We start from the raw sequence: 24,379 nt of genomic DNA, 5'->3' as shown, positions 1-24,379 counted from the left end.
TTTTAAAATTATAAGATAAACTTGAAGCTTATTTTTGCATTAGCACTAAAGAACTTTCTTTTAAAGAAGCCAAATCCTTTAAAACCTTATTAAAATCAATGCTATTGCTTAGAATGTAATTACATATTTCTCTTAATTTTTCATCTATATCTGAATATTTTTGATTTAAAAGTCGTAACTCTGGCTGTGGATCAAAAACAGCATGATCGCCTCCGCTTAACATACTAAGCTTGCTCAAACTATTGCTACTTTTTTCCATTAAACCATGCTGTATTTTTAAAATCTCTAATATTTTATTTAAAAGATTAATTTTTTGTTCACTATATTCGCTAAAGAAATTACTAACTTTAATCTCACTATAATTAGAGATTCTAGAGCTTATTCTGTCGGTAAGACTTTTGAATTTTCTTTGAATTTTTAAAATAGCGCTCTCTCTTTCAGCTAAAGAGAATTCAGTAAAATTTAAATCATATTTATTAAGATTGCCTTTCTTCATACTAGAGAAATCATTTAAATAGCAAGAATTTACCACTATTACCAATATATACACATAAGTATATCTCTTCATGTATATTCTCCTAATTAAAATTCAATTTATTTCAAAACCATAAAATATTTAAATAACTAAAAACATGAATCTTTTACATAAATTCACCAATCAACTTAAATATATTGCTTAATATTAAAATTACTTTAAAATTTTTAATAAGTTTAATTCTTTATATTTGATCTTTTTGTTTGATTTAATTCCTTCTGTTTCTACGATATCGCTCTCTAGCCCTTAATTTAAGTTTTTCTCTGTTCTTCTGATAATATTCTCTGTTATAATCAGAGGTTTTCTTTTTATTGCCGGATAACAAATCTTTATTGTGTTGACTATTAGTAGAACTACAACCAAAAAGCCATATTAAAAAAAAAAGAAAAAAAGCCATTCTCATATTTCTCTCTCCTTGAAATACATTTGAATAGATAAAAAAATGCCTGATTGGTCTTTTTAAATTAAAAAAAATATTAAATAACACATTTTTAAAATAAATTTATTTAAATTTTGTTAACTTAAATAAGTTTCACTAGTCAGATTCAACAAACTTATTAAATTCATCTGATAATTTCTCAAAATCCTCTACTGTGTAATTAAGCTGTTTGAGCTTAGATTCAAAATCGTTTTTTAAAGCATCTAAATCAGATTTTCTATTTTCTGATTCTGTGGGTTGTGATTCTTTAGAGTTTATGTATTCAAATCCAATTGAAAATAATTGCAAAATAACATCTCTTTTAGAATCACTAAATCGATAGAAATATTTATCAACCCTAGCTATTTTTTTAGAGTCACCACCTAATTTGCTTTTAATAGTGTTTATAATCTTTAACCTTTGCTCATCTGTCAAATTTGATACTTCTCTGTCTTTAGCACCTGAAAATGCACTACAGCTAAGCAAAAAAATCAAAGCTGAGAATAAATACATAAAAAAAAATCTATTTCTCATAGCAACTCCTTAAAATAAAAATTTTAAAAATTTATAGAAAATCTATTATAAATCATATAAATAAAATTTCCCAAACAATTAAACTAAAAATCAATTTTTCAAAACTTTTAAAAGATTAAATCTTAACTTTAAATTATTTAAAAACAGTTGCATTTTTTAAATAATAAATTTAATTACTTTAAATTTATTTACTTAGCCTTAAGTTAAGGCAAACCTTAACCAAAATCAGCAAAAGAAATAAAAAATTTTAAATATCTATTAAACAAAAATGAAAATTGATAACTAAAATTTAGATCAAATCATAAATATTTAAACTTGCCGAAATGAAATAGTTTTTCTTTATAACTTAGCGTTAAAAGAAGATAAGCATTCGCAAGAGAATCAAGTGCGTCATCTTTTGTTTTGCCGTCTCCTTTATAGCTGTAAATATCAGTTATTACATTTTTGCTTATTATTTTTAAAAATTCTATTTTTTGGCTTTCAAATAAAGGAATAAGAGCACAAATTCTTTTAAATTTATTGCTCAAAGGCTTTATTGGAGCAACTTTAAAATAGCAAATGCTCTTATTTCTCAGAAAAAGAATTGTCTTGGTTAAAATTCCATCTCCTTTGGTGCTATCTCTCTCCTCAATATAAACAGTATTTACATTGAAATTTTCTATTAAAACTTGAATGGAGCCTAGCATTAGGCTATCACTTACTGGTTTTTGGTCTTGATAAATATATGCATAAAACTTCTCAAAAGTGCGCTCTAAAACACAAATAGCCGTATTGTCTCCTCCTACCGAGAATGCAGGATCAATGTACATTATTGGACTTTTAAATTCATAATCTTGATTGAAAATCATTTCATTAAATAGTGCAGATTCATTTAAAATCCATTCCCCATAAAGCACTCGGGCCTTATAAGCAGGAAAATGTTTGTAAAGCTTTTCTTGAGTTTGAATAAAATCTGCTGAATTTAAAGGATTGTCATACGTTGTGAAATTATATGTTTTAAAAACATCTGTATTCTCAATATAGTCTGTTTTAAAATAATGAGCTGGACTTTCGGGATTTGTATCAAAAATAATGATTGCTTTACCCTTTCTAAGCCTTTTTAGAACCTCAAGCAAAGTTTCTTTGTGAATTACTGTTGCTTCATTTACATAAATTATTGCACTATTGCCCCCTCTAATCTTAGAAAAAGCATCTCTGTTTTTACCCCCGTAAATATTAAGCTCAAGCCCTGCTATTTTACAAAAAGATTCACCGCTTTTCTTTTTTTGATAATCAATTCCTAACAAATCGCAAATCTTTTCTATTTGCTTTATAGTATTCGTCATTAACAAACCAATAGAATTGCCTATAATAAAATTATTAGTATCTTTCTCATAAAAAGACTTGTTTTCAATTAACTTTTTAACAAGCAAATATGAAGCTAAAAACGTCTTACCGCTTGCAATCCCACCACTAAATATTACTTTTGAATAATCGTGACTTTCTATATCAACAAGCACTTCTTTTTGTTTATCGGTTAAATATTTGTTTTCAAAATCTTTAAAACAAATATTGGTTGATTTTGGCTTAATATAATCCAAAATATTAATATTGAACTTATTTTTAAACTTTTTTTGTAGATTAAGAAATGTTAAGGATTTCAAGAATTTCAAATTTTACCCCAATTTTAAATTCTTACTATTTAAAATAGATTTAAGTTTAACAAGGGCATTATAATCCTCTCTCATGCAAATATTAATAAGCTCCTTTTCAAGATCTTCTCTCTTTTTGATCTTATCAGCAAGCTCTATTTCAAAACTTTCATTACCCTTGAAACCTTTTTTTTTGTTGCTATCAATCTCGCATTGAAGCTTGCTAATTTTTAAATCCAAGATTAATACATCTTTTTTTATTGATTTCAAATTAAGATTTTTATATCTGTTGTGAGAATCAATAAAAGAACAAACTATCTCGTAAAATAGTCTTTCAGTCTCGTTTTTAGCATTTTCCAACTCACAAGCCTTTTTTGTAGTAAGTAGTATTAAATTGTTAAAATTATCCTCATTAAAAGATGCTCTAGAAATACTCTTTACTGCTGAGTCACTAGAAAAAGGATCACTTTTACAAACAAAATCATTGGATTTAAAATATTTGTTTCTAGCTTTTGCCACAAAAGATTCGTCAACACCCAAAATTTCAGCAATGTCTAAATCTTTTAAACCTTTTTTAAATAAAAAAATATATTCTTCTTTTCTATTTTTAAATATCATTATTTTATTTTAATTAAATTTTTTTAAAAACTCAAGAAAAATTAAATGTTTTTCATTAGGAATAATTAAATTAGTGAGATATATTTTTTAAATAGAATAAAAATAAATGGTAAAGGAGAAAGAAATGTTTAAAATAAAATATATTTTGCTGCCAGCACTAATGTTATCCTGCAATATGGACAACAGGGGATTTACCCAAGAACAAGAAACAAGAATCAAGGAAATCGTTGCTACCGAACAAAATGAAGCACTAAAACAGTTAATAGAAGCTGCTGGCAACAACACATCTAATGAAAGTTTACTAGACATAATAGTTAAAGGAAAAAATAAAATAGTCTCTGGAGCACAAAAAACAGGACGATTTTTTAAAGGCTTAAAAGATGCCGTCTCTAAACCTGCTACTCCTTCTCCTTAATTAAACAACAGTCAAAATAGTCAAAAGAGAAGCCAATAAATTGCGGGAGCATGGCTTCTCTTTTCTTTTTAAGACCTAATTTTTTTAGATCTTTGATTTTATTTAGAAAATAATTAATTTACAATATTTTGTCAAACTGGCTTGAATCTTAAAATCAAAAACTAGCTTGTAACTCCAAACAATATTATTGCTAAATTTGCATAAAACAAATTTATGCCCCCAATAAAAACAATTCAAAATAATACACTTTAAAATAATTTTCGAATTATAGCACAAATCCAAAAATTATTTTAACTTTATTGGTCATTTTAGCCCATTTTATTTCCAATAAAATGGGCTAAAATTTAATTTAATATTAAATATTTTAATAAGGAGGTAATAAAATGAAAAAATTTAATTTAATAATCGTAGCTTTGTTTGTTGCTCTGTTGACATCCTGTAATTTTGAATTAACGGAAAAAAACAGAAGAAATAAAGATAGCACTTAAATCATCCTCCAAGGATGTAAAAGACAAAATTTCGCAAATAAGAAAGGAAGCCGCTGAAAAGGGTGTAAATTTTGTAGCTTTTACAAACACTGAAACCGGTTCTAAAGTGACAAGCGGAGGATTAACCTTAAGAGAAGCAAAAGTACAAGCCATTGATGCAACAAGAAAATTTCTTAAGACAATAGAAGAAGAAGCTTTAAAACTTAAGGAATATGGAAACAGTAGTGAGTTCTCGGATATGTTTGATTTAATGCTTGAAATCGTAGAATCATTAGAAGAGATTGGAATAAAAGCAAAAGACTCCGTTTTAGTGGAAGTTGAAAAAAATCCTATAAACACAGTCGAAAGATTGCTTTAGACTAAGGTGCAAATAGAAAATAATCTAGAAAAGATTAAGAAAAAACAAAACCTTAACGGTGAGGAGAAAAAAAACAATAAAATCAAAAAAAAGAAATAAATCTTAAAATATTGTAATTAGAATGCGTTAAAAATAAAATTTTAGCGAGTCTCAATTTTACAATTTAATATTTATTTAATACTTTTGTTTAAATTTAAATTCAAGAACAAGGATAATGTATGACTAAATATAATAAAAATTTTAAAAATTTACTTAAATTAACTTTACTTGTTAAACTCTTTATAGCATGTGGTTTAACAGGAGAAATGAAAGTTAAATTAGAATCATCAGTTCAAAACATTCAAGATGAAATAGATCAAATTACAAAAGAGGCTGCTGAACAAGGCGTAAAATTAGAATCTCACACAGATAAAGCGACAGGCGCTAAAGTATCAGAAAACCCATTCATATTTAAAGCAAAAATTAGAGCTATTGCTGTTGCAGAAAGATTCCTAAAAGCAATAGAAGAGGAAGCTACCAGCATTAAAGAGAGCGGAAGTAGCAGCCAATTCTCAGCAATGAATGACTTAATGCTTAAAGCCGCAGCATCACTAGAAAAGATTGGAATACAAAATATGACGGGAACAGTCTCACAGGCAGCTGAAAAAACTCCTCCAAATACAGCTGAAGGGGTTCTTGAGATTGCAAAAGCAATGAAAGAAAAATTGCAAAATGTTCATAAAAAAAATAAAGACGCCCTTGAGAAAAAAGATAAAAATAATAATACTAGCAATGGTTCCTCTAGATAAGCACTTTTTATACCTAACTTTAAACAATAGTCCAAACAACCTAAAACCGGTTTTAGGTTGTTTGGACTTAATAAGTCTAATATAATTTTTACAATGCATTTGCATTAATAATGCTACGAAAAATATTAATAAAAAACTACATTAACATTTTCAAATAAAATAATTAAATATTCTTTTTGATACTATTTTAAATTTCTTTCCTTTAGATTTTAAATCAAGACTGTCATAAAGCACTTTATTGTTATCCATTGCAATAAAATGAACAAAAGCCTGATCTTTTGGCTTAATCGCTGTTATTTCAAACTCTTTACCAGCTACAGGAAAATAAAGCGGATTTTCATATCTAACCTTAGAAAATATTTTATAACACTCAAGAATCTTACATGGATTTAAAATATAGCAATCATTTCTAATGTAACCTAATTCCAAAAACCGTTGATAATTTAAATTAACGTCTTTTACCTTAAAATCAAAACCTGTCAAAATAAATATCCAATAGTGCAAAGACAAAAAATAACATCCAGACTTTTGAATGTCTTTAAACAGATCTTTATTGCTTTGTAATATTTTTTCAATAAACATTTTTTAATTCTCCTAAGATTTTAAATCGTAAAAATGTTTACTATTTAAAATCAAACTCCTTGAAACCCATTAATCAAGTCGCTAAAACTATGAATTTTGGTGCTTTACTTTTACTCATATTTGAATAAAAAACTTAAAACAAATTGTGAGTGTACTCACAATTTGTTTTTCATGTATCTTAAAATAAACAATTTTTAAATACAATTTTTAAATAACTGAACATGCCTGTCCATTTTTATTTACAAAGAACAAACATTTGAGATCTCTTATAAAGACACGCCATTAAAATCTCTAAAACATTGATAATCTAATATTTTGTTTTTACATTTTAATGGACTGCACATCAATAATAAATCTCAATTTAGAATCTAAAAGCTTAATAAGAAAATATTTGGTTTTAAGAATAATCTTTAATATTACTAAAACCAAGCCACTCAAACACATTGTTTTAATAGCAAAAGCTTTAATTAAAAATTTGTAACATTCTTTCCTTTTAATCTTATTAAGCCTTATCATCTTAACCCCTAATATAAGTTTTTTACTAATATTATAGTATAAAAAAATTTGTGTTTTGTAAATACTTTTCTAAATTTTTCTAAATTTTTCTAAAATTACTCTTAAAAATAAAAACTTCCAATCAAAAGTTAAAGGGTTTATTGGATTTTCTTTCTAAAGAATCCCCAATAAACCCTTTAAGGTAACAGGTCCTTATATTAAGAGCGACACATTGCGTGTCAGTCTGTACCTATAAAGTATACACTAACTTTTCAAGTTTTGCAAATAAATATTTCATTTTCGTTTGCTTCTTGAAGTTTCAAATTCTTCAATTATTTTTAATAAAAAATCTTTTTCCTCAAAAAAAATTTTTTCCAAAAGAAAGCTAGTAAGCTTAGCATTTTTTTTATAAAAAGAATAAGATTCTTCCTTTTTGAGCTGGAATCTTAGTGGTTTTATTGGGTTTTGGTTAGATTTTTTTAAACTCGGACTTTCTTTTGTTTTAAGCAAACAAATTGTCTCATTAATCCCGTTTTTAACTACATACTTTTCTTCAATTAACCCTTCTTCTATTGCTGTTGCAATTTTGAGATATTTATATGTTTGAGTTCTAGCAAGTCTGTAGTCTTTTGCAAAATCATCAAAACTAGAATAGTTGTCAAGTTTATAATATTCTTTATCTTTAATTTCTTTTAAAACTTTCATTGCTTCTAGTTTGCAGTAAATTTCTTTTTGAAAATTGATTTTTAATTTTTCTTTAAGCTTGTTGTAATGAACAAGCGCCTGTTCTTCTTCTCTAACACTCTCAGATAAATTTCTTTTATTTATTTTTATATCCACTTGTGTTTCTCCTTTACAACTGAGTACACTTAGTGTACGTAACCTGATTTATTTAAAAACGCAGTAAGCGTGTTTTGGTACTCTATTATGTAATCCTTCGTCAAATCAAATATGTCATTTTTTGCTATTCTTTTGTTCAAATCTTCTCTCTCAGACACTGTCCCTAAAAAATTACTATTTTTTTCTAAAACCTTTAAAAGTTCCTTATGAGTGTTGTTTTTTTTAAATTTAGTATTGATCAAATACATTGGCAAAGTTAATAATAGCTTGTTCATAAAAAAAGTAAAAAGATCTAAACTCTCAACTGCCCATTTTTCTGCTGTTATTGGTATTATTATATAATTACTGCACACAAGAGCATTTGTTAAAGTAAAATCTAAGCTGGGATTCGTATCAAGTATTATATAATCATAATGATTGCTAAGTAATTTCAGCTGTTCTTTTAATTTAAATTCTTTATAAGGAATAGACTCTGAATTAAATTTATGTAATGTCAAATAGCTTGGAATTAAATCCAAGTTTTTGTTAATAGTTATTAATGCATTATCTATATGTAAATTTGATATCAATACTTCGTATATATTTTTGTTTATTAGATCTACATTGCTGTCTTTAATTTTTTTAAAAAAATAACTTGTTGTTGAAGCTTGAGTATCAATATCTATTAAAAGAACTTTACATTTGATTGAAAGTAATGTAGCAAAAATTAAACTTGTTGTGCTCTTACCAACACCACCTTTTATGCTTGCAATCGTTACTACTTTTGTCTCTTTTTTATCCATTCAGGAATAATTCCCCCTTTTGATAATTTTTTGTTATAAAAAATGTATAGTTCGTTTTCTAATTCTAGAAGAATATTTAAAAGCGTGTTGTAATAAGGGCTATTGACCCTATCCTTTTTAAGTAAAATATGAAGACCGTTTAAATAACAAAAAACAGACCCTTTTTTAAACTTAAATTCAATATATTCACATTTTCTTAAGGTATAAGTTTCTTTTTTGTTGAAATTCTTTACAATAAATGCTTTATCAAGCTTTCTTATTCCATAATAAATTCCTATAAATTCATCGTCTTCTCTTAAAGAGAATAAATGAAACATACTTATGTCTTCTATGTTAAAGATTCCCCTTAAAGAAAGGAAAAATTTTGTGGGTTCGTTTTTACTTATTCCAAATGTATAAAAGTCATTAAAAATCTTAGTATGGTATATTTTTCTACCTTTAACCTCCTCAATCTTAGAAAAGACATTGGCCTTTTTTTCTTTTTTAAACTTTGATTTATTATCTATGTTTAATTTTAGTTCTTTTTGTTTTTGCTTTAATCGTTCAAGTAAAGCCGTCATTTTTTTCCTTTTTCCTTAATAACAGAGCTAAACTTTGCATTTTATTTTCAGCTCACTATTTTAATCAAATCATTATAGTAGGAATTATCAAATACCTTGCTATATTTAAGATCGGGCTCATTCTCAATGAATGTCTTTAAAGTAGGAATTAATTTATCATTATCTACTTTATGCCTTAACTGTTCTAATAATATACTAAAAATGTTGTTTTTTATACTTTTAAGTCTTTCTTTTTTGTCTTGAATTTTTGGAACTTCTGTTTTTGCCCTTTTGACCAACTTATCTAAATCTGGATATTTTTTGTGTTCTATTATGAAATGTGGCTTTGTTTTGTAAATTTCGTACGTTTTGCTGAAAAACTTATCGAGATCTTCTTTTTTATATTTCTCATTTTCTAAATCTATTATTTTCTCTTCAAGTATTTTTTTTAAAATTTCTTTTTTGTTTTTGTATTTTTTATTTTTTTCTTTTATTTTATTTATTAGCTTTTTGTATCCGTTGTTTTTAAAAAATTTACATAGGTATCCCGGGTTATTTTTGTTTTCTTTTATTACATTTGATAGATGCTTTTCAATGCTTTTTGCATCTATTTCTTTTAGATCGTTTTCAATATGCTTTAGGTTTCTTAAATGGTAGATTTTAGACTTATGTGTAGTTTCTAAAGCCATTATTAGATTTGGAATTTCTGTCTTAAAATTACACTTGCTTAAATATTTTTTTAGCATGTCATTATTTGTTGTTTTTTTGTAATTTTGGTATATATTTCTATATTCTTTATATTTATATATATTATTAGTATTATTAATACACTCCCATTTAACACTACCATTTATTTGATTGAATTTTTTTATTCTTTGCATAAATTCGTTAATTTTATTAGTTGTTTTTTCTTTAAAGTATGTATTAATTATTGAATAGCATTTTTCTTTTTCATATTTCAGTTTATAGTAAGTTTCACTTCCAGAATTTTTTCCCAAATGTTTGCAGTAGTTTAGTGTGACTTTAAATTTTTTCTCTAGTGTATATAAATAGTTTTGTAGTGTTTTTAGTTTTATGGGTTTTTGTTTATTCCTTTCAAGGTTTTTATTTAGAAAATAGAGTATGTTTTTTTGTGTGTATTTTTTAAAGTTTGAGTTTATAAAGTTGAGAGTAGAGATTAATACAATCAAGTTGTGTTGGAAATTCTTTGTAGTTTTTTTTACCTTTTTTGTAGTGTTTAGTGATTTTTGTTTTGATTCTTTCAATTTTATACTCCTAATATAAGTAATTTCTTTAATTCTAAATTAATTAATAGTACAGTTTCTTAAAAAAGTAAAGTATTTTTATATAAAAAATAAAAAAAAAGTATATTTAATGCATATTTGTTAAATATACTTTACAAAATTAAGTTTTTGTAATAAAATATAAAAAAGAATTGACTTATATTAAGAGTAAATTATTTTTACGCGTTAATTTTTATTTAAAATAGTAAGCTTATTAGCGATGGGTTTAATTTTATTAAGAATTTAGATTATTTTTTTATTTTATCCTTCATTCAAGAGTTAGACTTGAGTGAAGGAATTAGCCCCATTAGTTTTCTTAATTTTAGCTGTACATTTAGTTTATTAGAGCTTTTTATTTTGATTTTAAAAAGTCAAATGGTTTGATTTGTATATTATTGTTTTTTCTCTTATAAAGAGAGAAAAAGTCTCTTAAGAGACTTTTTCTAGAAGTAACAAATTGAAAAATATATAAATTCAATTTTTAGATTGGAATATGTAACCCCCTATAGGATAATTCCTTTGTAGGAGGTTTATTTATATGTTATTTTAAAGCAGCTTTAAGTTCTGCAAGATCTTTAATTTCCTTTGGTTTGCCTTCAAGATTAGTACCATTTGAGTCATAATTTTGCACTGTAATTGTACCATCTGATAAGAACACAAGGTTTTTAGTTTTTTTACTATCAACAGTAATTGTCAAGGTTTGAGCAGTTTCTTGCCATGTTGCTGTTTTTTTATTAGAACCAGATGCGGTGTCATTTAAGAAGATTTTTAATTTTCCATCTTGAATTTCTCTTGTTAATGTAACAGTACCTTCTGTTACGCTAACTGATGTTTTGTTACCTACAAGATTTCCTTCAAACTTAATGCTATTTTTTAGAGTTTCTACTGCTTTTACAGCATTTTCAGCATCTGTCATTTCTGTATATTCAAGTGTAGTATCGTTTGATCTTGTTATTTTTTTTGAGTCTAATTTATTAGCTTTGAAATTTTCTTCTGTTAGCAATCCTTGTTTTTTAATAACTTTGCTTGAAACCTTTTTGTTGCCAGCATCATATGTTTCTGTAGTTACTGAATTTAGATCGTCAGAAATAGATATTTTTATTTTACTTTTGTCAGCTTTTAAAGCTTCAAGACTTCCAGATCCGTTATTTTTGTCAGATGTTCCCTTAAATTCGATCTTGTCAATCACCGCTCTTAAGTCATATTTACCAGCGTTATTTTTTTCTTTGCTTATGAAAATGTTATCACCATTAAATAAAGACACAGAGTTTTCTGTTGTCAAAGGAATAGATTGTTTAGAGTCCTTTGATACTTTGCTGGAATCAAAAATTTCTTGATCATTGTGATCTTGTGAAGTGTTTTTTTGCTCAGCGCCTTTTTGTGCACATCCTATTAAAGCTAATACTAAAGCAAATCCTAGTAAATATTGTTTCATAAATTCTCCTTATTTTAAAGCGTTTTTAAGTGCGTCAAGTGTTGTAATTTCTACTGCTACACCTTCTAAAGCGTCACCATTTGTGTTGTATTTTTGCATAGTTATTGTGTCTTGCTTTGTAAATACAAGTTGTGTAGTTTTTTTGTTGTTAATAGAAATTGTTAAAGTAGAATTATTTGGATCCCATTCTGCTGTTTTTTTAGTCGCAGCAGTAGTTGAAGTATCATTAAGATCAACTGTTATTTTTCCAGATTTTTCAATGTGCTTGTTTAAAGTAACTGTTGCTTCTACGACTGTCAATGTTGTTTTGTCATTAGCTAGAGTTCCTTCAAGAGTAAAGTTTTTTAAAACTTCTTTAGCTTTTCCGGTTCCATCGCTTTTTATTTCTGTGTATTCAAGTCTGGTTCCGTTATCTCTTAGAATTACTTTTTCAGCTAATTCACCTTTGTCATTGAATTTTTCTTCTTCTGATGACATGTCTTTAGAGTTTACTTTTCTTGATACTAATGTTTTGCCATCTTCTTTTAGAGTTTCAAGTGTGGTTTTACTTAGATCGTCAGAAATTGTTAATTTTACTTTACTTTTGTCAGTTTTTGCACCTTCAAGTGTTCCAGAACCGTTGTTTTTATCAGAAGTTCCTTTTAACTCAAGCTTGTCTACTGTTGCCATTAGGGTGTATTTACCGTCCTTGTCTTTTTCTTTGCTTACAAGAACTTTCACGCCACCAGGCAAGTCTACTGAAGTGCTGTTTTTATCATCGAGCTTGCTAACATTTTGCTTACATGCTATTAAGGCTAATATTAGACCTATTCCCAATAAATATTTTTTCATAATATATTCTCCTTTTATATTATATTAATATAACTTAATACAAATACAATTATAGTATAAGATCAAAAATAACAAATAGAAAATTAAAAAAAAATAAAATGATATTAATTTTAATTAAGTATGAAACAAATATAGACTTTTTATTTTTTTAAAAAAGTCCCATAATTGGGACTTTTGGAAAAAAGGAAAATCAAACAACCTTAAGGTATATTTTTTGAATATTTTTTGTAAATCTGCATTGCAATTGGTTTTATTTTGTCAATGTAATTTTTTAAATTAGAAATGTTTGTTTTGATTGATTTTAGAGTTTGATCTTTTTCTAGTTTGCTGGTGTCAAAAAGTTCAAACTCAGGATAATTTTTATTATTTACTTTTTGTTTAGTTTTTATAAGAAATGTTTGCAAATACATGATGTAGCTTGAAAGATGCGCTTCATATAGGCTTAAAGCCTTTAATGTTGACTCTTTTGGGTATGGTGGTTCTTCTGGAAGGTTTGCTATTGTAGAGCATGAAAAGATTAGAAGCATGCTTAATAAAAATAAAAAAGAGGAATTTTTAATTTTCAATTTTATCTCCTTTTAAGTCTTTCTCATTGTTACTAGAGCTGTTTTGCAAATCTTCTGAGAATCCTTTTATTTGTTCTTGGAGTGTTTTGGTTTTGATTTCCATTAGTTGGTTTCTTTCTGCTCTTAAATTTTCAATAATATTTGCATCTCTCTCGTCATTAATGCTTGATATAAGTTGAGTAATTTTATTATTAATATTTTCAATTTCATTTAATATTTTTATTGATTCTTCTTTCTCAAGAGTGCTGATTTTTTCTTTGTAGATGCTCATTATTAGGTTGTAAAGATTGAGTCCTAAATATATTCCCTTTTCTACTCTGATTTCTGTTGGAGAATCACTACTTTTTAGAAAATCATATAAATTGTTTAAAGCTTCAACACCAAAGTTGATATTTATTTTACTGTTCATTTTGTTTCCTTTTTATTTATATTTTTTAAGAGCTTTTCTATGAGCAAGTTTAAATTTTCTCTAAACTGAGGCTTTATTGCTAAAATCATTGGCATTATTGCTAGCACTATAAATCCTCCTAATATAATGAGTTTTGTGTTGTCAATTGTTGACAAAAAAATAAGTATTGTATCCATAATATCTCCTTTTAATTTATTTTTATACTTTGTTTAGTATTGGCATCAATTGTCCTTTGTTCAGGCTGCCTGATCCAACGTAGTACCAACCATTGTAAATTGGTGTTTTAAGTGTGGGCATGTTTTGCGAAGAGAATGAGGCTATTAGTATTTTGGCAGAGCTTTTTGCAAATTGAAGGTAAAATTGTTTATTGTGATCTTCTGTTGAGCTTGAATGCCTAATTTCCGCGTCAATTTGCAAGTAAATGTAGTTGTCTTTGTATGATTCGTTTATCACGATTGATGCGCTGCTTTTATTTTTAAGTACAATGGTTGTGGCTTTATTCTTATATTGGAATTCTAGTATTGCAGTGTCATCGACTATTGTATGTAGTCCCCCAAAGTCATGTGGTTTTCCTTGCCACCAAATAGGAGTGTTTACGATTTGTGGAATTCCGTTTTGATAACAGCTTACAAGTTGTTCATTTTTTGTGTCAAAAGTGTTTTTAGGTATTGATTTGAAAGAGTCTTTAAATTTATCTGTAAAATCTTTTATTTGTAAATAATTGGTTAAGTCGTTTTTGAGTTGATTTATTTCAGATTTTTCTGCAAGAACTTCTTTTAAGCTTTCAATAAAGATTTCAAATTGAATAAGTTCAAGATCTTTCGTGGTTGAGTTATAAATTGAAATTTTGTTTGAAGGTAGCTTTGTGTTTGTGTGTTTTAAGCTTGAAATAAACGTAGATTTAACTTTTCTAAAAACAGTATCAAAATCTATATTTTCAAGTGGTGTACTTAGCCCTAAAAGCTTTGAGATTACTTTAATGTAAATGTTTTTTATATATTCTTTGTTTTCTAAGAGTTCTTTGCTAATTACCTCTTTTATTGCTTTTTTAAAGCAGTGAAATTCGCTGTTGTAAAATGTATCGTTTTGTATTTGTTCTAGGAGATGTTTATATGTGATTGCACAAGTATCTTCTACTATATCATCAACAGGAATAAGATCACTTTGATTAACTTTTGTTTTTCTATTTAAATCCTTTATTTGTACGCTTTCTTGTGGTTCGTCGGTATTCATAAATTCTCCTTTTAAATTTCTTTTAGTTTTAAATTTATTTATACTTTAGTAGATCAAAAAAAATTATCTACTTTATAAAATTTTTGTATTCTTGTGCTTTTTATTTCTATTTGTTCTTTGTCTATTATTTTTACTATTCTTCCTATAGGAATTAATATCTTAATAAATTCATATACCGAATTTTTGTAATCTTTAGGCATATAGTTGGAAACAAGAGTTTTTTTAAACCCAGCGTGTTTTACAGTTAGTTTTTTTAGATTCTTTTGGTTTTTCGCTGCAATGTTAAATTCAACAGGAGATTTAATGTTTCCAAGCAATTTTATTATTATTTCACCTGGAGTATTTTCGTTTGAGCTTACTTCTACATTTGCATGCAAAAAAGCTTTAAACAGCACAATAAAGCTCTCGTCAGTGCCAATAGATTTGATTGCAAAAATAATGGCGTTTAAAGAATTGACAAGATTTTTGTCTAGCTCTTTTTTAAAGTGAAAGGCGTTAAATATTGAAAGCATTAGTAATGCAATATACTTAGAGTTAATGCTGTCTTTAACATTGATTGTTTTAAAGTTTTCAAGCAGTTCTTTTAGTTCTTTTAATATTTCTTTTTTGTAATCAAGCTCATTGTAAATGAACTTTTCAATTTGGGTATTTTCTAAAAATTTTGGTATCTCTTTGTTCATTTTTATTCTCTATTAATAAGCAGTCTTTTATTTGTATCAAAAATAATGATTTCATTTTCTTTGGCGTTTTCGTCTTTATTGAATTTAAAATCACTCTCACTAAGTTCTGTGATTTTTTTTGTGTCATCACTTTTAATACAAGTTCCAATTTTTAGTTCTTTTATTCCCCTGATAATGCTAACTGGTGCAAGAAAGTCTTGGTATCTAAGAGATGTTCCCATTTCAATGTATTTTTCGGTTAATATTTTATTGTAAATTTCTCTAATTTGAGCATCTATTTCTTTGTAGATTGCGTCTTTTGCCTCTGTTTTATAGATTGCTTTTAGATATGCATATTTTTTTTCACCCAGGCTGAATTTGTATATTTTTTTTTGATTGTGTTTGTTTAAAAACTCAATCTCAATGTCACCTTTAAAAACAGTTCCGCTTGGCGCTGTATAGTATATTGCTTGCCAAATATTTTGTTTTGTTTCAATTTTAATCTGATTTTTTTCTTTGTCTTTAAAACAATTGTCTTCTAGTATTAAATAGAGATTAATTGTTCCAGGTCCACTTAAAATGTTTATGTGCTTAACGCCTGAAACATTTAACAAAGCTTTTCTTACAGCTTCGTAAGTTGAGCTTTTAGGAGTACTTAAGTCTTCTTTGAGTGCATTAAAATAGCTTCCATTTTCTTTTATTTTTAAAAAAAGTTCTTTTAAGACTTCTGATATTTGTTTGTCAATGCTTGAGCTTGGAAAGTTTATTATGTCGTAAATTGAATTATCTTTAATGTTTATGCCATATTTTGTCCTTAAAGTATGTTTTTTTTCATTTTGAATTTCTTCTATTGTTTTTTCCAAAATTCCTAAGTTTTTATCGAAAATTATACTCATATTTTAAAATCCATTTTTAAAGTGTCTTTTCCTAAAAAGAAAAATTTTATTGTTATTGTTTTATTATTAATACTTGGCTTAACATTAATAAGATCTATTTTGAGTTCTTTTGAAAGGTTTAAGAAAAAATTTTTAATAGATTCTATTTTATTAGCTTTGCAAATTTTAAAGTAAAAGTTAGAGTCAAACCCATAATTTGGATTTTCTTTTAAACTGCCTTTTGGTGTCTTAAGATAAAAGAATAAACGCTGTTTTTGCTCTTCAATGTTTTCTGCTAACTTAAGATCATTGCTAAATACTATATTAAATTTTTCGTCAATTTTAATATCCATTTTTAACTACCAAGATCATTCTAACATATTTTATTCGATATTGCTATAAAGTTTTATAAAATGTTTATTATTTTAAATGTTGAGATATATTATAATTTATATTTTTTTTAAAAAAAATTAATTAAATTTTTAAATTTAATTAATTGATGTAATCACGGTGTGGGAGATCGTATGAAAAATATTTTATTATTTTTTATTTTATTATTTTTTTCTTGTAAAGAATTTAATTATCCTGATATTAGGAGAAGGTCTTTAAAGTCTTCTAATGGCGCAGTAAATAGAGAGTTTAAAACGTCTTTTGTTGATTCTTTAAATGATGACCAAAAAGAAGCTTTGTTTTTTATTGAACAAGTGGTTCTTGATAGCAATCCTGATAAGTTTAATCAAATTTTTAATTTAAATGAAGACAAAGTAAAAGAAATGCTTGCCACTGTTGTTAAGTGTTTGCAAGCCAAAAGAAATGCCAAAATAGCTCTTGAGCGCTCAAATGATGCAAATGTTGCTAATGCTAAGCAGCAGTTGTTACAAGTTGAAAAAGTTTACATAGATAATTTGAGACAATCTTTTACAACTGCTAAAAACATTGAAGAGGCTTGTAATCTTGTGAAAAACTATGATGTATCTGCTTCGTTTTAACTTTCTTGTGTTAATTAATGTTTGATTAACTCTTCAAAGGGGAGTTAATCTTTCTGTTTATATTTGTTTTTTATTGTGTTGTAAGTACGTCTAGAATTGAAGATTTAAATTATAATGATTTGGTTGACGTTAATGTTTTTGATTTACTTGTGAAATTTTCAACGTATTAAAATAATATGGTATTATTAATACCATATTATTTTAAAAGGTGTTATTAGAATAATTTAGGCTTAATGCTTTATTATCGCTATTTTAATTCGTTTTTTTATTTTAAAAAAATAATTATTAAAATAATTTTAGTCCTAATTTCTTGTATGGTAAGAATTAAAATAATGTATACATTTAGTGTATGTAAAGTGAGCTATATTTTTATTTAAATCTATAATTAAATAGAGGAAATTTAATTTATGAATAAAATAGGAATTGCATTTGGTATTAGCTTTCTGCTTTTTGTTAATTGTAATAGCAAGTCTTTAGAAGAAGATTTAAAAACTACCATTTCTAACAATAAACAAGATTTAATAGGTAATGAAAAAAAATCTTTAGAGCTTGAAAATAATAAGCTTAAAGACTCCAATTTGAATTTGGAAAGCAAAAAGAACAAAAAGAATGGCCGAGCAAGTTCAAAAGAATTTAAAGACCTTAAAAAAGATTTGAAGATTTTGGAAAATTCTGAAAATTCAATGTCGTTAGACTTGGATCAGACTGGTGATGATTTGTCTAATTTAGATAATTCTGGGTCTTTGCAAAAAACTTATCCAAAGCGTAGTATTGGTAAGTCAAGACACGGTAAAGCTTTGCTGAAAAATGCTCATGATGAGATTTGGATTCCCCGTTTAAACTTAGAAGAGGACAAAAATTTTGAGTTTTTCAAGAAATCTTTGCAAAATGATGAGAATAGATATGCTCTTGGTGGATGGCTTTTAAATAATGATGAAGTGTTGGCAAAGTATAGATACAGTGAAAAAGATGTTAATCAATTTTTGATTGATATAGGAAAAAAGCGATGGGGAGATTTGTCTTCTAAAATGAGCATTTTAGTGCGATTGATTGAAAATTATTCTGATAAGAGTGATAGAGAAGATGAAATTTCTCTTTTAGATATGAATTTGTGTCAACAGTTTTATTTGACTAAAATTAATGCCAATGGTTCAAACTCAGACATTCTTGTTGCTCTTGAAAAAACAATTGATCAACAAATTAGCAGTGTTAGCAAAGAGCTTCTTGAATTAAAAAATTTTTCTCTTACTACAAAGTCAGAGCTTGATTGGCATTTAAATTGGAAGCGTAATTTAACAGATGAAGAAGACGAAACGTTGCAATTTTGCAGAGTTTTGCTAGATGGAGAATTAGATTTTGAGAATCTTGACGATTTGTTTAAAAGACTTGGAAAGGAATATTCCAGATTGATATTAAGAAAGCTAGAGGAAATAACATTAAATTATGATGTTGCTGCTTTTTTAAAAGAAATGGAAAAATCACGTAAATCTTTCAAACAAGCATTAGGCTTAATTAGGAATAAAAACAGAAGAGTATCAATTCTTAAAGTTAGAAATACTTTTTTAGAAATTTTTAAACTTTATTACAACAATATTGGTAAGGATAAAAAACTTTATGATTATGTAAATCGCATTTTAAACAGTTTGATAAAAGAGATTAGTAGGCACTAAGTTTTTCATTTTGCCTTTTTCTCTAGTTGCTCTACATTTGCTTCTAATAATATAAATTTAAAAATTTTAATATTAGAGAAAAGTTTTAAAGGGGGAGCGTTTTGAAGAGATTCATTGTATCCGTTGTGGTTTTAATTCTAGGTTGTCATTTAGATAATAATTCAAAAATGGAGAAAGAGGGTAGCAGGCTTATTGGAGAAAATGGATTAGATATTCCAGGTTCAGATATTTCAGGTAAAGAGAAGATGAACTTAGGTTTAATGAATTTTAGGCTGTTGTCTGGTGATTCTGGTTTGGTGTCTGATTTTCAAAATTATGAGACTTTAAAAGCGCTTGAGAATAAAAATAAATTTATTGATTACAACCAAATAGAATTTTTAGAAGGAACAAAATCAATTACTGTGTTATTTCTTCCAATTTATGTTCGTTGGATAAAAATTAAAGCTAGAGATTTGTTTAATGAGAGTGGAAGTTTTATTAAAGAGCTTAAGGGTATTAAGTATTCATATCTTGTTTCTCCTGTTGATGGAAGCTACATTTCTTATGCTATGCCTTTGATTGTTTTTGAGACTACTAGAGAGAGTGATCCGCTTTATTCTGTTTCTGGATTTAAATTGATAAGCAAGGGAAGCAATATAAATTTTAATGAAAATAAGACTGGATTTTTTGGAGGAATTCCAATGTTGGAAAAATCAGTTGAATCTGGGCTTGTAACCGCATATCCTTTTGGTTCTAGTGATCCTAAAAAAGTAGTTGAGGCTTTTTCTTCTCTTTATAGTAATGAAATTTGGAGCGGTATGATTGCTGAGATCACCATTAAGTCTAAGCAGTATCCACAAAATGAAAAAGTTTACAGAATTTCACTTGATTCTAAGCTTTTTAATGTTACTATGAAAAAAATAATTGAAAAATATCCTAATATAAAAAATAAAAGTCTTACATTTAATTCATTGATTGACTAAAAAATATTTTTAAAGCCAGCGGTGTTCTTAACCGCTAGCTTTAAAAAATGAATTGCAAATCTTAGATTTGGTTTGGCGTTATGCAGCGTCTTTAAGGTTGTTGAATATGGTTTTGGAATTTGATTCTTGACTAAAAATTCCATCGAATCCGCTAGCAATTACAGTTTTATAAGTGGCTAACTTTTCAGGATCTTTTTCTTTTGTATCTTTATTTTCTTTAATTTTTGCAAGCATTTCTTTTATTTCATCTTCTTTTAGATCTGATAGAAATTTGTATACAGTTTCTTCTATTTTGCTTTCATCCCCACCGGTATTTTTAAAATGTAAGCCAATATTTGGGTCTACTAGTTTTTCTTTTAATAAGTTTGTTAAGAATGTTAGTGTTTCTTTTTCAGTATAGTTTAAATTTAATTTGCTTATTAATTTTTCTAAAGGCGTTGTTTTGCTAAATTCAATTCTATCCTCATCAACTAGATTTGATTTGGATTGTAATTTTTGAGATTCTTCATCTAGTCCATTGTTTAGTCCGTCGTCATTAGTTTTGTTTGTGCAATTAAACAAAAATGCTAATATGGTAAATATAAAAATAGTTTTTTTCAAAATAGTCTCCTTAAAAAGTAGTTTTAATTATTAATAATAATTAAAAATTATATCATTTTAATACAATGTTTAGAACATTTTAATTAATAATTATAATTATTAATTGTTAAAAATATTGTATTAATTTAGCATATAGAATATTTTCTTAATTGGGTTTAAACATCATATAAGTTTAATTTTGTAAGAGTTTTTGGTATTCTCAAGAGTTTTAAAGATATTTTACGTTCAATCAATAATCCTAGGAAGAAAGCATCTAGATAAATGCTTTCTTCCTAGGATTATTGATTTTTAATATTAGATCTAAAAAATTGTTGTCTTATATTTATTTAATAACTTTTTTTAAAAGACAGTTGGACTCCGCTTATTCCAATATTAAAATTGGGTTCAAAACCTGCAAGCTCAGCGCTAAGTCTTTTTTTAAGATTTTCATTGTACCAATTTGCAAATGTAAATGGAATAATAAGTGAGGTTACATAGGATATTACAAACATGCTTGCGCCTACTCCTATTAGTATGGATCCGGTTAATTGTGTTTCACGATTGTTAAGAATAATTCCTGTTCCCCAAAGGACTGCTCCTAGTAAATTAAATCCAAGTACAAAGCTACCACCAATATAATTCTCCTGGACAAAAGATCCTATTCCAAAAGGTAAAAATAAATTCAAAAGAAATGGTCCTATTGGATTTATTTTTCTTTATCATATTTATTGAAACTTTCAATACCCTTTTCAATTCTAGTTTGCTTATCTTTTGTGGCAAAGATTTGGATTGTCAAACCAAAAATTAGTATTAATGTGAAAATTTTTTTCATGTTTTTATTATCTCCTAGTAATAAGTTTAGTTTTGACAAATAAAATATTAGCGCAATTTATAATAAATTAATATCAGTTTGTTGCAAGCAAAAAAAAATATAATTTGCTAAAATTAATTTTTTACTTTGTAATTTTACTTTGCAAGTAAGCGATTAATAAGCTTTTTGTTTTGAAACCCAAATTTGATGCATTTTTTATAATGTTTGTTATTATTAAAGACAAAATAGAAAGATTTTAAAAAGAGATTTTTAATTATTTGATATAAGGATGACAACAAGACTATAAGGATTAAAAAATGTAAAAAATGTGTAAATTCAATTTTCAATATAGCTTTAGAGACTAAAATTGTAACTTAATATAGTTACAATTTTTTTACAAAAATAGTACTATCTACCAGTTATACATACTCTTTGAGATTTTTTGACCAAGAAGTTAAAAAGCTTATTTGATATAATAATGCTAACAAGTAGCAATTTATATTAAAAGTATCATTGTAGTATTAGCAGTGGTGTCCCGATTCTAATACTATTTTATATCTTTTGTTATATAGTTAATTACTAGATTTTTCAAATAGAGAAGTTGTCTATAACTATAATTTTTCATTCACGATAATTAAGAAAAAAATTTTAGATATAGTTTGTAATAGTAAATGTAATTTATTTGATCCCTTCCGGTTTGTGGTGCGAATTCATCTCTAAGACACTGAGAAAGCATATATTTTTAAATTACAAACTTAATTATGTGTATCAGTTTGAAAATCAGAAAAGGTTTAGGGCCATGAACTCCGATTGCAAATTTGCAATATTTCAGATCAGTAATACTAAAGAACCCACAACAAAATTTAGAGTAAAATTTGTTATTCAGAGTGCGATAATATCATGAAAGAAATAACCAGTGATCTGGAAGAAGGTAATGAAAATGCTTATAAGGGAATTGAATTGGATATAGCTCAAATCAAAAGACTATCTCTTATTCAAGAGTCAATAATAAAATTTAGAGATAGCGCTGAGCTTAAGCTTATTGATAAGATGTTTAGTCGATTTAGTACTTTTTTTTTCAGAATATTGTATGAACTTCATAGGGGGTTTGAGCACAACAGCTATGAATAAGCTCAAATTTTTAATAAAAGAATGCAATGATGAAAACCGTATATTTCTATATTGTGGGGGCTAATATTCACCAATTTAATTCAAGATTTTTTCAAGATAAAGGTGCAAAAGAAAGTTCTAAATTGCTGTGGATAAGTAAAGAAGACTTAGAAAAAGTATTAGCTAAGGATAACCAATGTCAAACTGAAAGAGTATTCTTTAGAAAGTTTGCAAGAAACTCAAATGAAAGAACAATGATTAGCGTTCTTTTTCAATAATTTGCGATCTTTCAGTAATCGAAGATAAAGTACATGGTGATTATTTTGCAGAGTTTAGCTTTAGACCCAGGGCAAATAAAATAAATATTATTGTATTGTTGTTACTGTTTCTTTTAATCAAATAACTTAAAAGAAGGCTTTGCTAGATATGTTATGGATATTGGTAAATGGGGGGTGGAGGAGATATTCAGATTCTGTGTACATCGGATTTCCAAATTTAAGAAATCAAATTTCTTATTAAACTAAGTTATAACAATATTGTTTCAAAAAATGAAAAAATACATTAAATAATTTGTAAACATTCTAAATGTTTTAGTGAACTACTATTTCTATAATCTTTTAGATTATAGAAATAGTAGTTCACAGTTTATCAGATATTTTCCGAATTCTTAATAAGCATAAATATAAAATATCAATAATTATATTCATACTTTATTGTAATTTAAACAAAGTGATATATAATCTTAATTAAGAATAATTATTATTTATGATATGTATTCTTGATTGGAGAAGAGGAGAGTATTTTTATGAAAAAAAATTTGCTTTTATATGTATTATTAATGATAGGCTTGATGTCTTGTAATCTAGATTCTAAATTATCCGGTAATAAAGGACAAAAAAATAACAATGATGTAAAAGAATTTTCAGATAGTGTTCAGGAAGATGCTTTTAATAATTTATATAGTAATCAAGAAAAGCAAAAAGTTTTTACTAAAAATTTTGGAGAACGGAAATTTAATGATTTAGAGGATTTAATTGTTCCTGTAGAGTCTGGGGTGTCTTTGGAATCATTGAATAATAAGATTGGTATATCAAATATTTCAATTGGGCATGTTCAAAAAAAAGAGGATTTAATTCCTTCTACTAATGAAGAAAAGAAAGCAGATGAATCAATTAAATATCTAGAGAATATTCTTGGAGACTCTGGATTTTCTGAGTTAATCAAGAATGTGTGTGTACTTAAAGATGAATATGCTTTAATAAAATATGATTTTTATGATGTGATAGGAAAGATTCAAAATAAAAAAACATTATTAATGGAAAATTATAAGAACAACAGAGATAAGATAAGGAGATTAACACAATTGCAAAATGAGTTAAATAAACAACATATTGAACCTGATCAACTTATAAATAAGATCGATATAGCAGAAAATGAAATAAGATCTGCAGAGTTCTTTTTTGATAGCGCTCAAAAAAGGTTAAAAGAAAGTATTATTAAAAGATTGGAGAGCAAAAAAAATGCATCTTATGCATTACAATTATCTAGACAAGCTCAAATGGATGCAAGCAGCTCTTTAAGTAATTTAGAAGCTTCTTCTTTAAAAATAAATGAGGCACTAGGCATCAAGAAAAATATAAAAGAGCTTATTGAAAATGCAAAAACCGTTTTAGCAAGTGTTAATGGGTAAAAGGTAAAAAAATATATAAAAATATTAATATTAGAGTCTTTTTAAAAAGACTCTAATTACTTTTTGCAAAAAGTTCAAAAATTTTGAGTTTTAGTTTTATAGGCAAAGTTTAAGTTTCGTGAAAAATTCAATTTAAAAGTTAGAGTTTTTTGGGCTAAGGTTTTAGTTTTTAGGTTAAATGTTTAAATGTTGAGTTATTGAGGGTTAATTTATATTTATAGAGTTAAAATATTTATACTATTAAAAAATTATTA

At 26.4% G+C, this 24,379-nt stretch carries 27 protein-coding genes and 2 pseudogenes; 8 read left to right on the top strand and 21 right to left on the bottom strand.

All coding sequences use genetic code 11. The features are described from left to right. Nucleotides 1–28 precede the first annotated feature (28 nt). From QIA21_RS00405 to QIA21_RS00385, 5 genes are all read right to left on the bottom strand, one after another. Nucleotides 29–568, bottom strand: coding sequence for a hypothetical protein (locus tag QIA21_RS00405; protein WP_301392685.1), 540 nt, complete (start codon nucleotides 566–568; stop codon nucleotides 29–31). A gap of 175 nt (nucleotides 569–743) precedes the next feature. Further along, nucleotides 744–938 (bottom strand): hypothetical protein, encoded by a 195-nt coding sequence (locus tag QIA21_RS00400; RefSeq protein WP_091973400.1) that lies wholly within the window; start codon nucleotides 936–938, stop codon nucleotides 744–746. A gap of 132 nt (nucleotides 939–1,070) precedes the next feature. Further along, nucleotides 1,071–1,487, bottom strand: a complete 417-nt coding sequence (locus tag QIA21_RS00395) for a hypothetical protein (protein ID WP_301392682.1) — start codon at nucleotides 1,485–1,487, stop codon at nucleotides 1,071–1,073. Between the two features lie 299 nt (nucleotides 1,488–1,786). After that, nucleotides 1,787–3,139, bottom strand: a complete 1,353-nt coding sequence (locus QIA21_RS00390) for a PBSX family phage terminase large subunit (RefSeq protein WP_301392680.1) — start codon at nucleotides 3,137–3,139, stop codon at nucleotides 1,787–1,789. 3 nt (nucleotides 3,140–3,142) lie between these two features. Continuing rightward, the gene (locus QIA21_RS00385; RefSeq protein WP_301392678.1) at nucleotides 3,143–3,736 is read right to left on the bottom strand and encodes a hypothetical protein; all 594 of its coding nucleotides are present in this window, start codon (nucleotides 3,734–3,736) and stop codon (nucleotides 3,143–3,145) included. Nucleotides 3,737–3,860: 124 nt separating this feature from the next. On the opposite strand from QIA21_RS00385, the gene QIA21_RS00380 reads away from it, so the two are divergent. From QIA21_RS00380 to dbpA, 3 genes are all read left to right on the top strand, one after another. Then, entirely contained in the window at nucleotides 3,861–4,151 is a 291-nt protein-coding gene (locus QIA21_RS00380; protein ID WP_418905518.1) for a hypothetical protein, read from the top strand. A gap of 471 nt (nucleotides 4,152–4,622) precedes the next feature. Next, the gene (locus QIA21_RS00375) at nucleotides 4,623–4,997 is read left to right on the top strand and encodes a DbpA/DbpB family decorin-binding adhesin (protein WP_363323795.1); all 375 of its coding nucleotides are present in this window, start codon (nucleotides 4,623–4,625) and stop codon (nucleotides 4,995–4,997) included. 218 nt (nucleotides 4,998–5,215) lie between these two features. After that, a complete protein-coding gene (dbpA, locus tag QIA21_RS00370) occupies nucleotides 5,216–5,785 on the top strand; it encodes a decorin-binding protein DbpA (RefSeq protein ID WP_301392673.1) in 570 nt (189 codons plus the stop codon). A 150-nt stretch (nucleotides 5,786–5,935) separates the two neighbouring features. Here dbpA and QIA21_RS00365 read toward each other — a convergent pair whose 3' ends face one another. The 14 genes from QIA21_RS00365 to QIA21_RS00300 all read right to left on the bottom strand — a co-directional run bounded on the left by QIA21_RS00365 (nucleotide 5,936) and on the right by QIA21_RS00300 (nucleotide 16,667). Beyond that, entirely contained in the window at nucleotides 5,936–6,367 is a 432-nt protein-coding gene (locus QIA21_RS00365) for a DUF261 domain-containing protein (RefSeq protein WP_301392672.1), read from the bottom strand. A gap of 789 nt (nucleotides 6,368–7,156) precedes the next feature. Next, a complete protein-coding gene (locus QIA21_RS00360) occupies nucleotides 7,157–7,702 on the bottom strand; it encodes a chromosome replication/partitioning protein (RefSeq protein WP_301392669.1) in 546 nt (181 codons plus the stop codon). 29 nt (nucleotides 7,703–7,731) lie between these two features. Beyond that, the gene (locus tag QIA21_RS00355; protein ID WP_301392667.1) at nucleotides 7,732–8,484 is read right to left on the bottom strand and encodes a ParA family protein; all 753 of its coding nucleotides are present in this window, start codon (nucleotides 8,482–8,484) and stop codon (nucleotides 7,732–7,734) included. Continuing rightward, entirely contained in the window at nucleotides 8,460–9,044 is a 585-nt protein-coding gene (locus QIA21_RS00350) for a DUF226 domain-containing protein (RefSeq protein WP_091973371.1), read from the bottom strand. Before QIA21_RS00350 ends, QIA21_RS00355 begins: the two co-directional genes overlap by 25 nt. 47 nt (nucleotides 9,045–9,091) lie before the next feature. Beyond that, nucleotides 9,092–10,288 (bottom strand): plasmid maintenance protein, encoded by a 1,197-nt coding sequence (locus QIA21_RS00345; protein WP_301392665.1) that lies wholly within the window; start codon nucleotides 10,286–10,288, stop codon nucleotides 9,092–9,094. 559 nt (nucleotides 10,289–10,847) lie between these two features. Further along, nucleotides 10,848–11,741: an outer surface lipoprotein OspB gene (ospB, locus tag QIA21_RS00340; RefSeq protein ID WP_301392664.1), complete on the bottom strand. Its 894-nt coding sequence runs from the start codon at nucleotides 11,739–11,741 to the stop codon at nucleotides 10,848–10,850. 9 nt (nucleotides 11,742–11,750) lie between these two features. Further along, entirely contained in the window at nucleotides 11,751–12,572 is an 822-nt protein-coding gene (gene ospA, locus QIA21_RS00335; RefSeq protein WP_301392663.1) for an outer surface lipoprotein OspA, read from the bottom strand. Between the two features lie 200 nt (nucleotides 12,573–12,772). Next, entirely contained in the window at nucleotides 12,773–13,138 is a 366-nt protein-coding gene (locus QIA21_RS00330) for a BBA14 family lipoprotein (protein WP_091973360.1), read from the bottom strand. Further along, nucleotides 13,128–13,547, bottom strand: a complete 420-nt coding sequence (locus QIA21_RS00325) for a BlyB family putative holin accessory protein (RefSeq protein ID WP_091973357.1) — start codon at nucleotides 13,545–13,547, stop codon at nucleotides 13,128–13,130. Before QIA21_RS00325 ends, QIA21_RS00330 begins: the two co-directional genes overlap by 11 nt. Further along, entirely contained in the window at nucleotides 13,544–13,723 is a 180-nt protein-coding gene (locus QIA21_RS00320) for a BlyA family holin (RefSeq protein ID WP_301392662.1), read from the bottom strand. The genes QIA21_RS00325 and QIA21_RS00320 overlap by 4 nt, the downstream gene beginning before the upstream one ends. Nucleotides 13,724–13,745: 22 nt before the next feature. Next, complete coding sequence (locus QIA21_RS00315; protein ID WP_301392661.1) at nucleotides 13,746–14,780, bottom strand: DUF685 domain-containing protein; 1,035 nt, start codon at nucleotides 14,778–14,780, stop codon at nucleotides 13,746–13,748. Nucleotides 14,781–14,833: 53 nt separating this feature from the next. Further along, entirely contained in the window at nucleotides 14,834–15,460 is a 627-nt protein-coding gene (locus QIA21_RS00310) for a DUF735 family protein (protein ID WP_301392660.1), read from the bottom strand. A 2-nt stretch (nucleotides 15,461–15,462) separates the two neighbouring features. Further along, complete coding sequence (locus QIA21_RS00305; RefSeq protein ID WP_301392659.1) at nucleotides 15,463–16,335, bottom strand: DUF276 domain-containing protein; 873 nt, start codon at nucleotides 16,333–16,335, stop codon at nucleotides 15,463–15,465. Continuing rightward, the gene (locus QIA21_RS00300; protein ID WP_301392658.1) at nucleotides 16,332–16,667 is read right to left on the bottom strand and encodes a contractile injection system sheath initiator; all 336 of its coding nucleotides are present in this window, start codon (nucleotides 16,665–16,667) and stop codon (nucleotides 16,332–16,334) included. The genes QIA21_RS00305 and QIA21_RS00300 overlap by 4 nt, the downstream gene beginning before the upstream one ends. Nucleotides 16,668–16,838: 171 nt before the next feature. On the opposite strand from QIA21_RS00300, the gene QIA21_RS00295 reads away from it, so the two are divergent. The 3 genes from QIA21_RS00295 to QIA21_RS00285 all read left to right on the top strand — a co-directional run bounded on the left by QIA21_RS00295 (nucleotide 16,839) and on the right by QIA21_RS00285 (nucleotide 19,935). Continuing rightward, on the top strand, nucleotides 16,839–17,303 hold the full coding sequence (locus QIA21_RS00295) for a BBA07 family lipoprotein (RefSeq protein WP_301392657.1): 465 nt from the start codon (nucleotides 16,839–16,841) through the stop codon (nucleotides 17,301–17,303). A gap of 407 nt (nucleotides 17,304–17,710) precedes the next feature. Beyond that, the gene (locus tag QIA21_RS00290) at nucleotides 17,711–18,973 is read left to right on the top strand and encodes a hypothetical protein (RefSeq protein WP_301392656.1); all 1,263 of its coding nucleotides are present in this window, start codon (nucleotides 17,711–17,713) and stop codon (nucleotides 18,971–18,973) included. 101 nt (nucleotides 18,974–19,074) lie between these two features. Continuing rightward, entirely contained in the window at nucleotides 19,075–19,935 is an 861-nt protein-coding gene (locus QIA21_RS00285; RefSeq protein WP_301392655.1) for a S2/P23 family protein, read from the top strand. A 78-nt stretch (nucleotides 19,936–20,013) separates the two neighbouring features. On the opposite strand, the gene QIA21_RS00280 is transcribed toward QIA21_RS00285, so the two are convergent. Both QIA21_RS00280 and QIA21_RS00275 read right to left on the bottom strand, forming a co-directional pair. Then, a complete protein-coding gene (locus QIA21_RS00280; protein ID WP_301392654.1) occupies nucleotides 20,014–20,535 on the bottom strand; it encodes a BBA03 family outer surface lipoprotein in 522 nt (173 codons plus the stop codon). 326 nt (nucleotides 20,536–20,861) lie between these two features. Beyond that, nucleotides 20,862–21,346: pseudogene (locus QIA21_RS00275) on the bottom strand (P13 family porin). A 649-nt stretch (nucleotides 21,347–21,995) separates the two neighbouring features. On the opposite strand from QIA21_RS00275, the pseudogene QIA21_RS00270 reads away from it, so the two are divergent. Both QIA21_RS00270 and QIA21_RS00265 read left to right on the top strand, forming a co-directional pair. Then, nucleotides 21,996–22,704: pseudogene (locus tag QIA21_RS00270) on the top strand (class I SAM-dependent DNA methyltransferase); the annotation flags it as partial. 536 nt (nucleotides 22,705–23,240) lie between these two features. Next, nucleotides 23,241–24,125 (top strand): P12 family lipoprotein, encoded by an 885-nt coding sequence (locus QIA21_RS00265; protein ID WP_301392653.1) that lies wholly within the window; start codon nucleotides 23,241–23,243, stop codon nucleotides 24,123–24,125. Nucleotides 24,126–24,379: the final 254 nt, after the last annotated feature.

This window comes from Borreliella japonica (assembly GCF_030438115.2).
Taxonomy (GTDB): Bacteria; Spirochaetota; Spirochaetia; order Borreliales; family Borreliaceae; genus Borreliella; species Borreliella japonica.
Note: the sequence above shows the minus strand (reverse complement) of the source record. Positions and strands in the feature narration are given on the sequence as shown.

Excerpts from the sequence above, each read along its gene's own strand:
- QIA21_RS00405 (WP_301392685.1), bottom strand. The coding sequence starts at position 568 with ATGAAGAGATATACTTATGTGTATATATTGGTAATAGTGGTAAATTCT.
- QIA21_RS00400 (WP_091973400.1), bottom strand. The coding sequence starts at position 938 with ATGAGAATGGCTTTTTTTCTTTTTTTTTTAATATGGCTTTTTGGTTGT.
- QIA21_RS00395 (WP_301392682.1), bottom strand. The coding sequence starts at position 1,487 with ATGAGAAATAGATTTTTTTTTATGTATTTATTCTCAGCTTTGATTTTT.
- QIA21_RS00385 (WP_301392678.1), bottom strand. The coding sequence starts at position 3,736 with ATGATATTTAAAAATAGAAAAGAAGAATATATTTTTTTATTTAAAAAA.
- QIA21_RS00380 (WP_418905518.1), top strand. The coding sequence starts at position 3,861 with ATGTTTAAAATAAAATATATTTTGCTGCCAGCACTAATGTTATCCTGC.
- dbpA (WP_301392673.1), top strand. The coding sequence starts at position 5,216 with ATGACTAAATATAATAAAAATTTTAAAAATTTACTTAAATTAACTTTA.
- QIA21_RS00365 (WP_301392672.1), bottom strand. The coding sequence starts at position 6,367 with ATGTTTATTGAAAAAATATTACAAAGCAATAAAGATCTGTTTAAAGAC.
- QIA21_RS00355 (WP_301392667.1), bottom strand. The coding sequence starts at position 8,484 with ATGGATAAAAAAGAGACAAAAGTAGTAACGATTGCAAGCATAAAAGGT.
- QIA21_RS00350 (WP_091973371.1), bottom strand. The coding sequence starts at position 9,044 with ATGACGGCTTTACTTGAACGATTAAAGCAAAAACAAAAAGAACTAAAA.
- ospB (WP_301392664.1), bottom strand. The coding sequence starts at position 11,741 with ATGAAACAATATTTACTAGGATTTGCTTTAGTATTAGCTTTAATAGGA.
- ospA (WP_301392663.1), bottom strand. The coding sequence starts at position 12,572 with ATGAAAAAATATTTATTGGGAATAGGTCTAATATTAGCCTTAATAGCA.
- QIA21_RS00325 (WP_091973357.1), bottom strand. The coding sequence starts at position 13,547 with ATGAACAGTAAAATAAATATCAACTTTGGTGTTGAAGCTTTAAACAAT.
- QIA21_RS00320 (WP_301392662.1), bottom strand. The coding sequence starts at position 13,723 with ATGGATACAATACTTATTTTTTTGTCAACAATTGACAACACAAAACTC.
- QIA21_RS00315 (WP_301392661.1), bottom strand. The coding sequence starts at position 14,780 with ATGAATACCGACGAACCACAAGAAAGCGTACAAATAAAGGATTTAAAT.
- QIA21_RS00310 (WP_301392660.1), bottom strand. The coding sequence starts at position 15,460 with ATGAACAAAGAGATACCAAAATTTTTAGAAAATACCCAAATTGAAAAG.
- QIA21_RS00305 (WP_301392659.1), bottom strand. The coding sequence starts at position 16,335 with ATGAGTATAATTTTCGATAAAAACTTAGGAATTTTGGAAAAAACAATA.
- QIA21_RS00300 (WP_301392658.1), bottom strand. The coding sequence starts at position 16,667 with ATGGATATTAAAATTGACGAAAAATTTAATATAGTATTTAGCAATGAT.
- QIA21_RS00295 (WP_301392657.1), top strand. The coding sequence starts at position 16,839 with ATGAAAAATATTTTATTATTTTTTATTTTATTATTTTTTTCTTGTAAA.
- QIA21_RS00290 (WP_301392656.1), top strand. The coding sequence starts at position 17,711 with ATGAATAAAATAGGAATTGCATTTGGTATTAGCTTTCTGCTTTTTGTT.
- QIA21_RS00265 (WP_301392653.1), top strand. The coding sequence starts at position 23,241 with ATGAAAAAAAATTTGCTTTTATATGTATTATTAATGATAGGCTTGATG.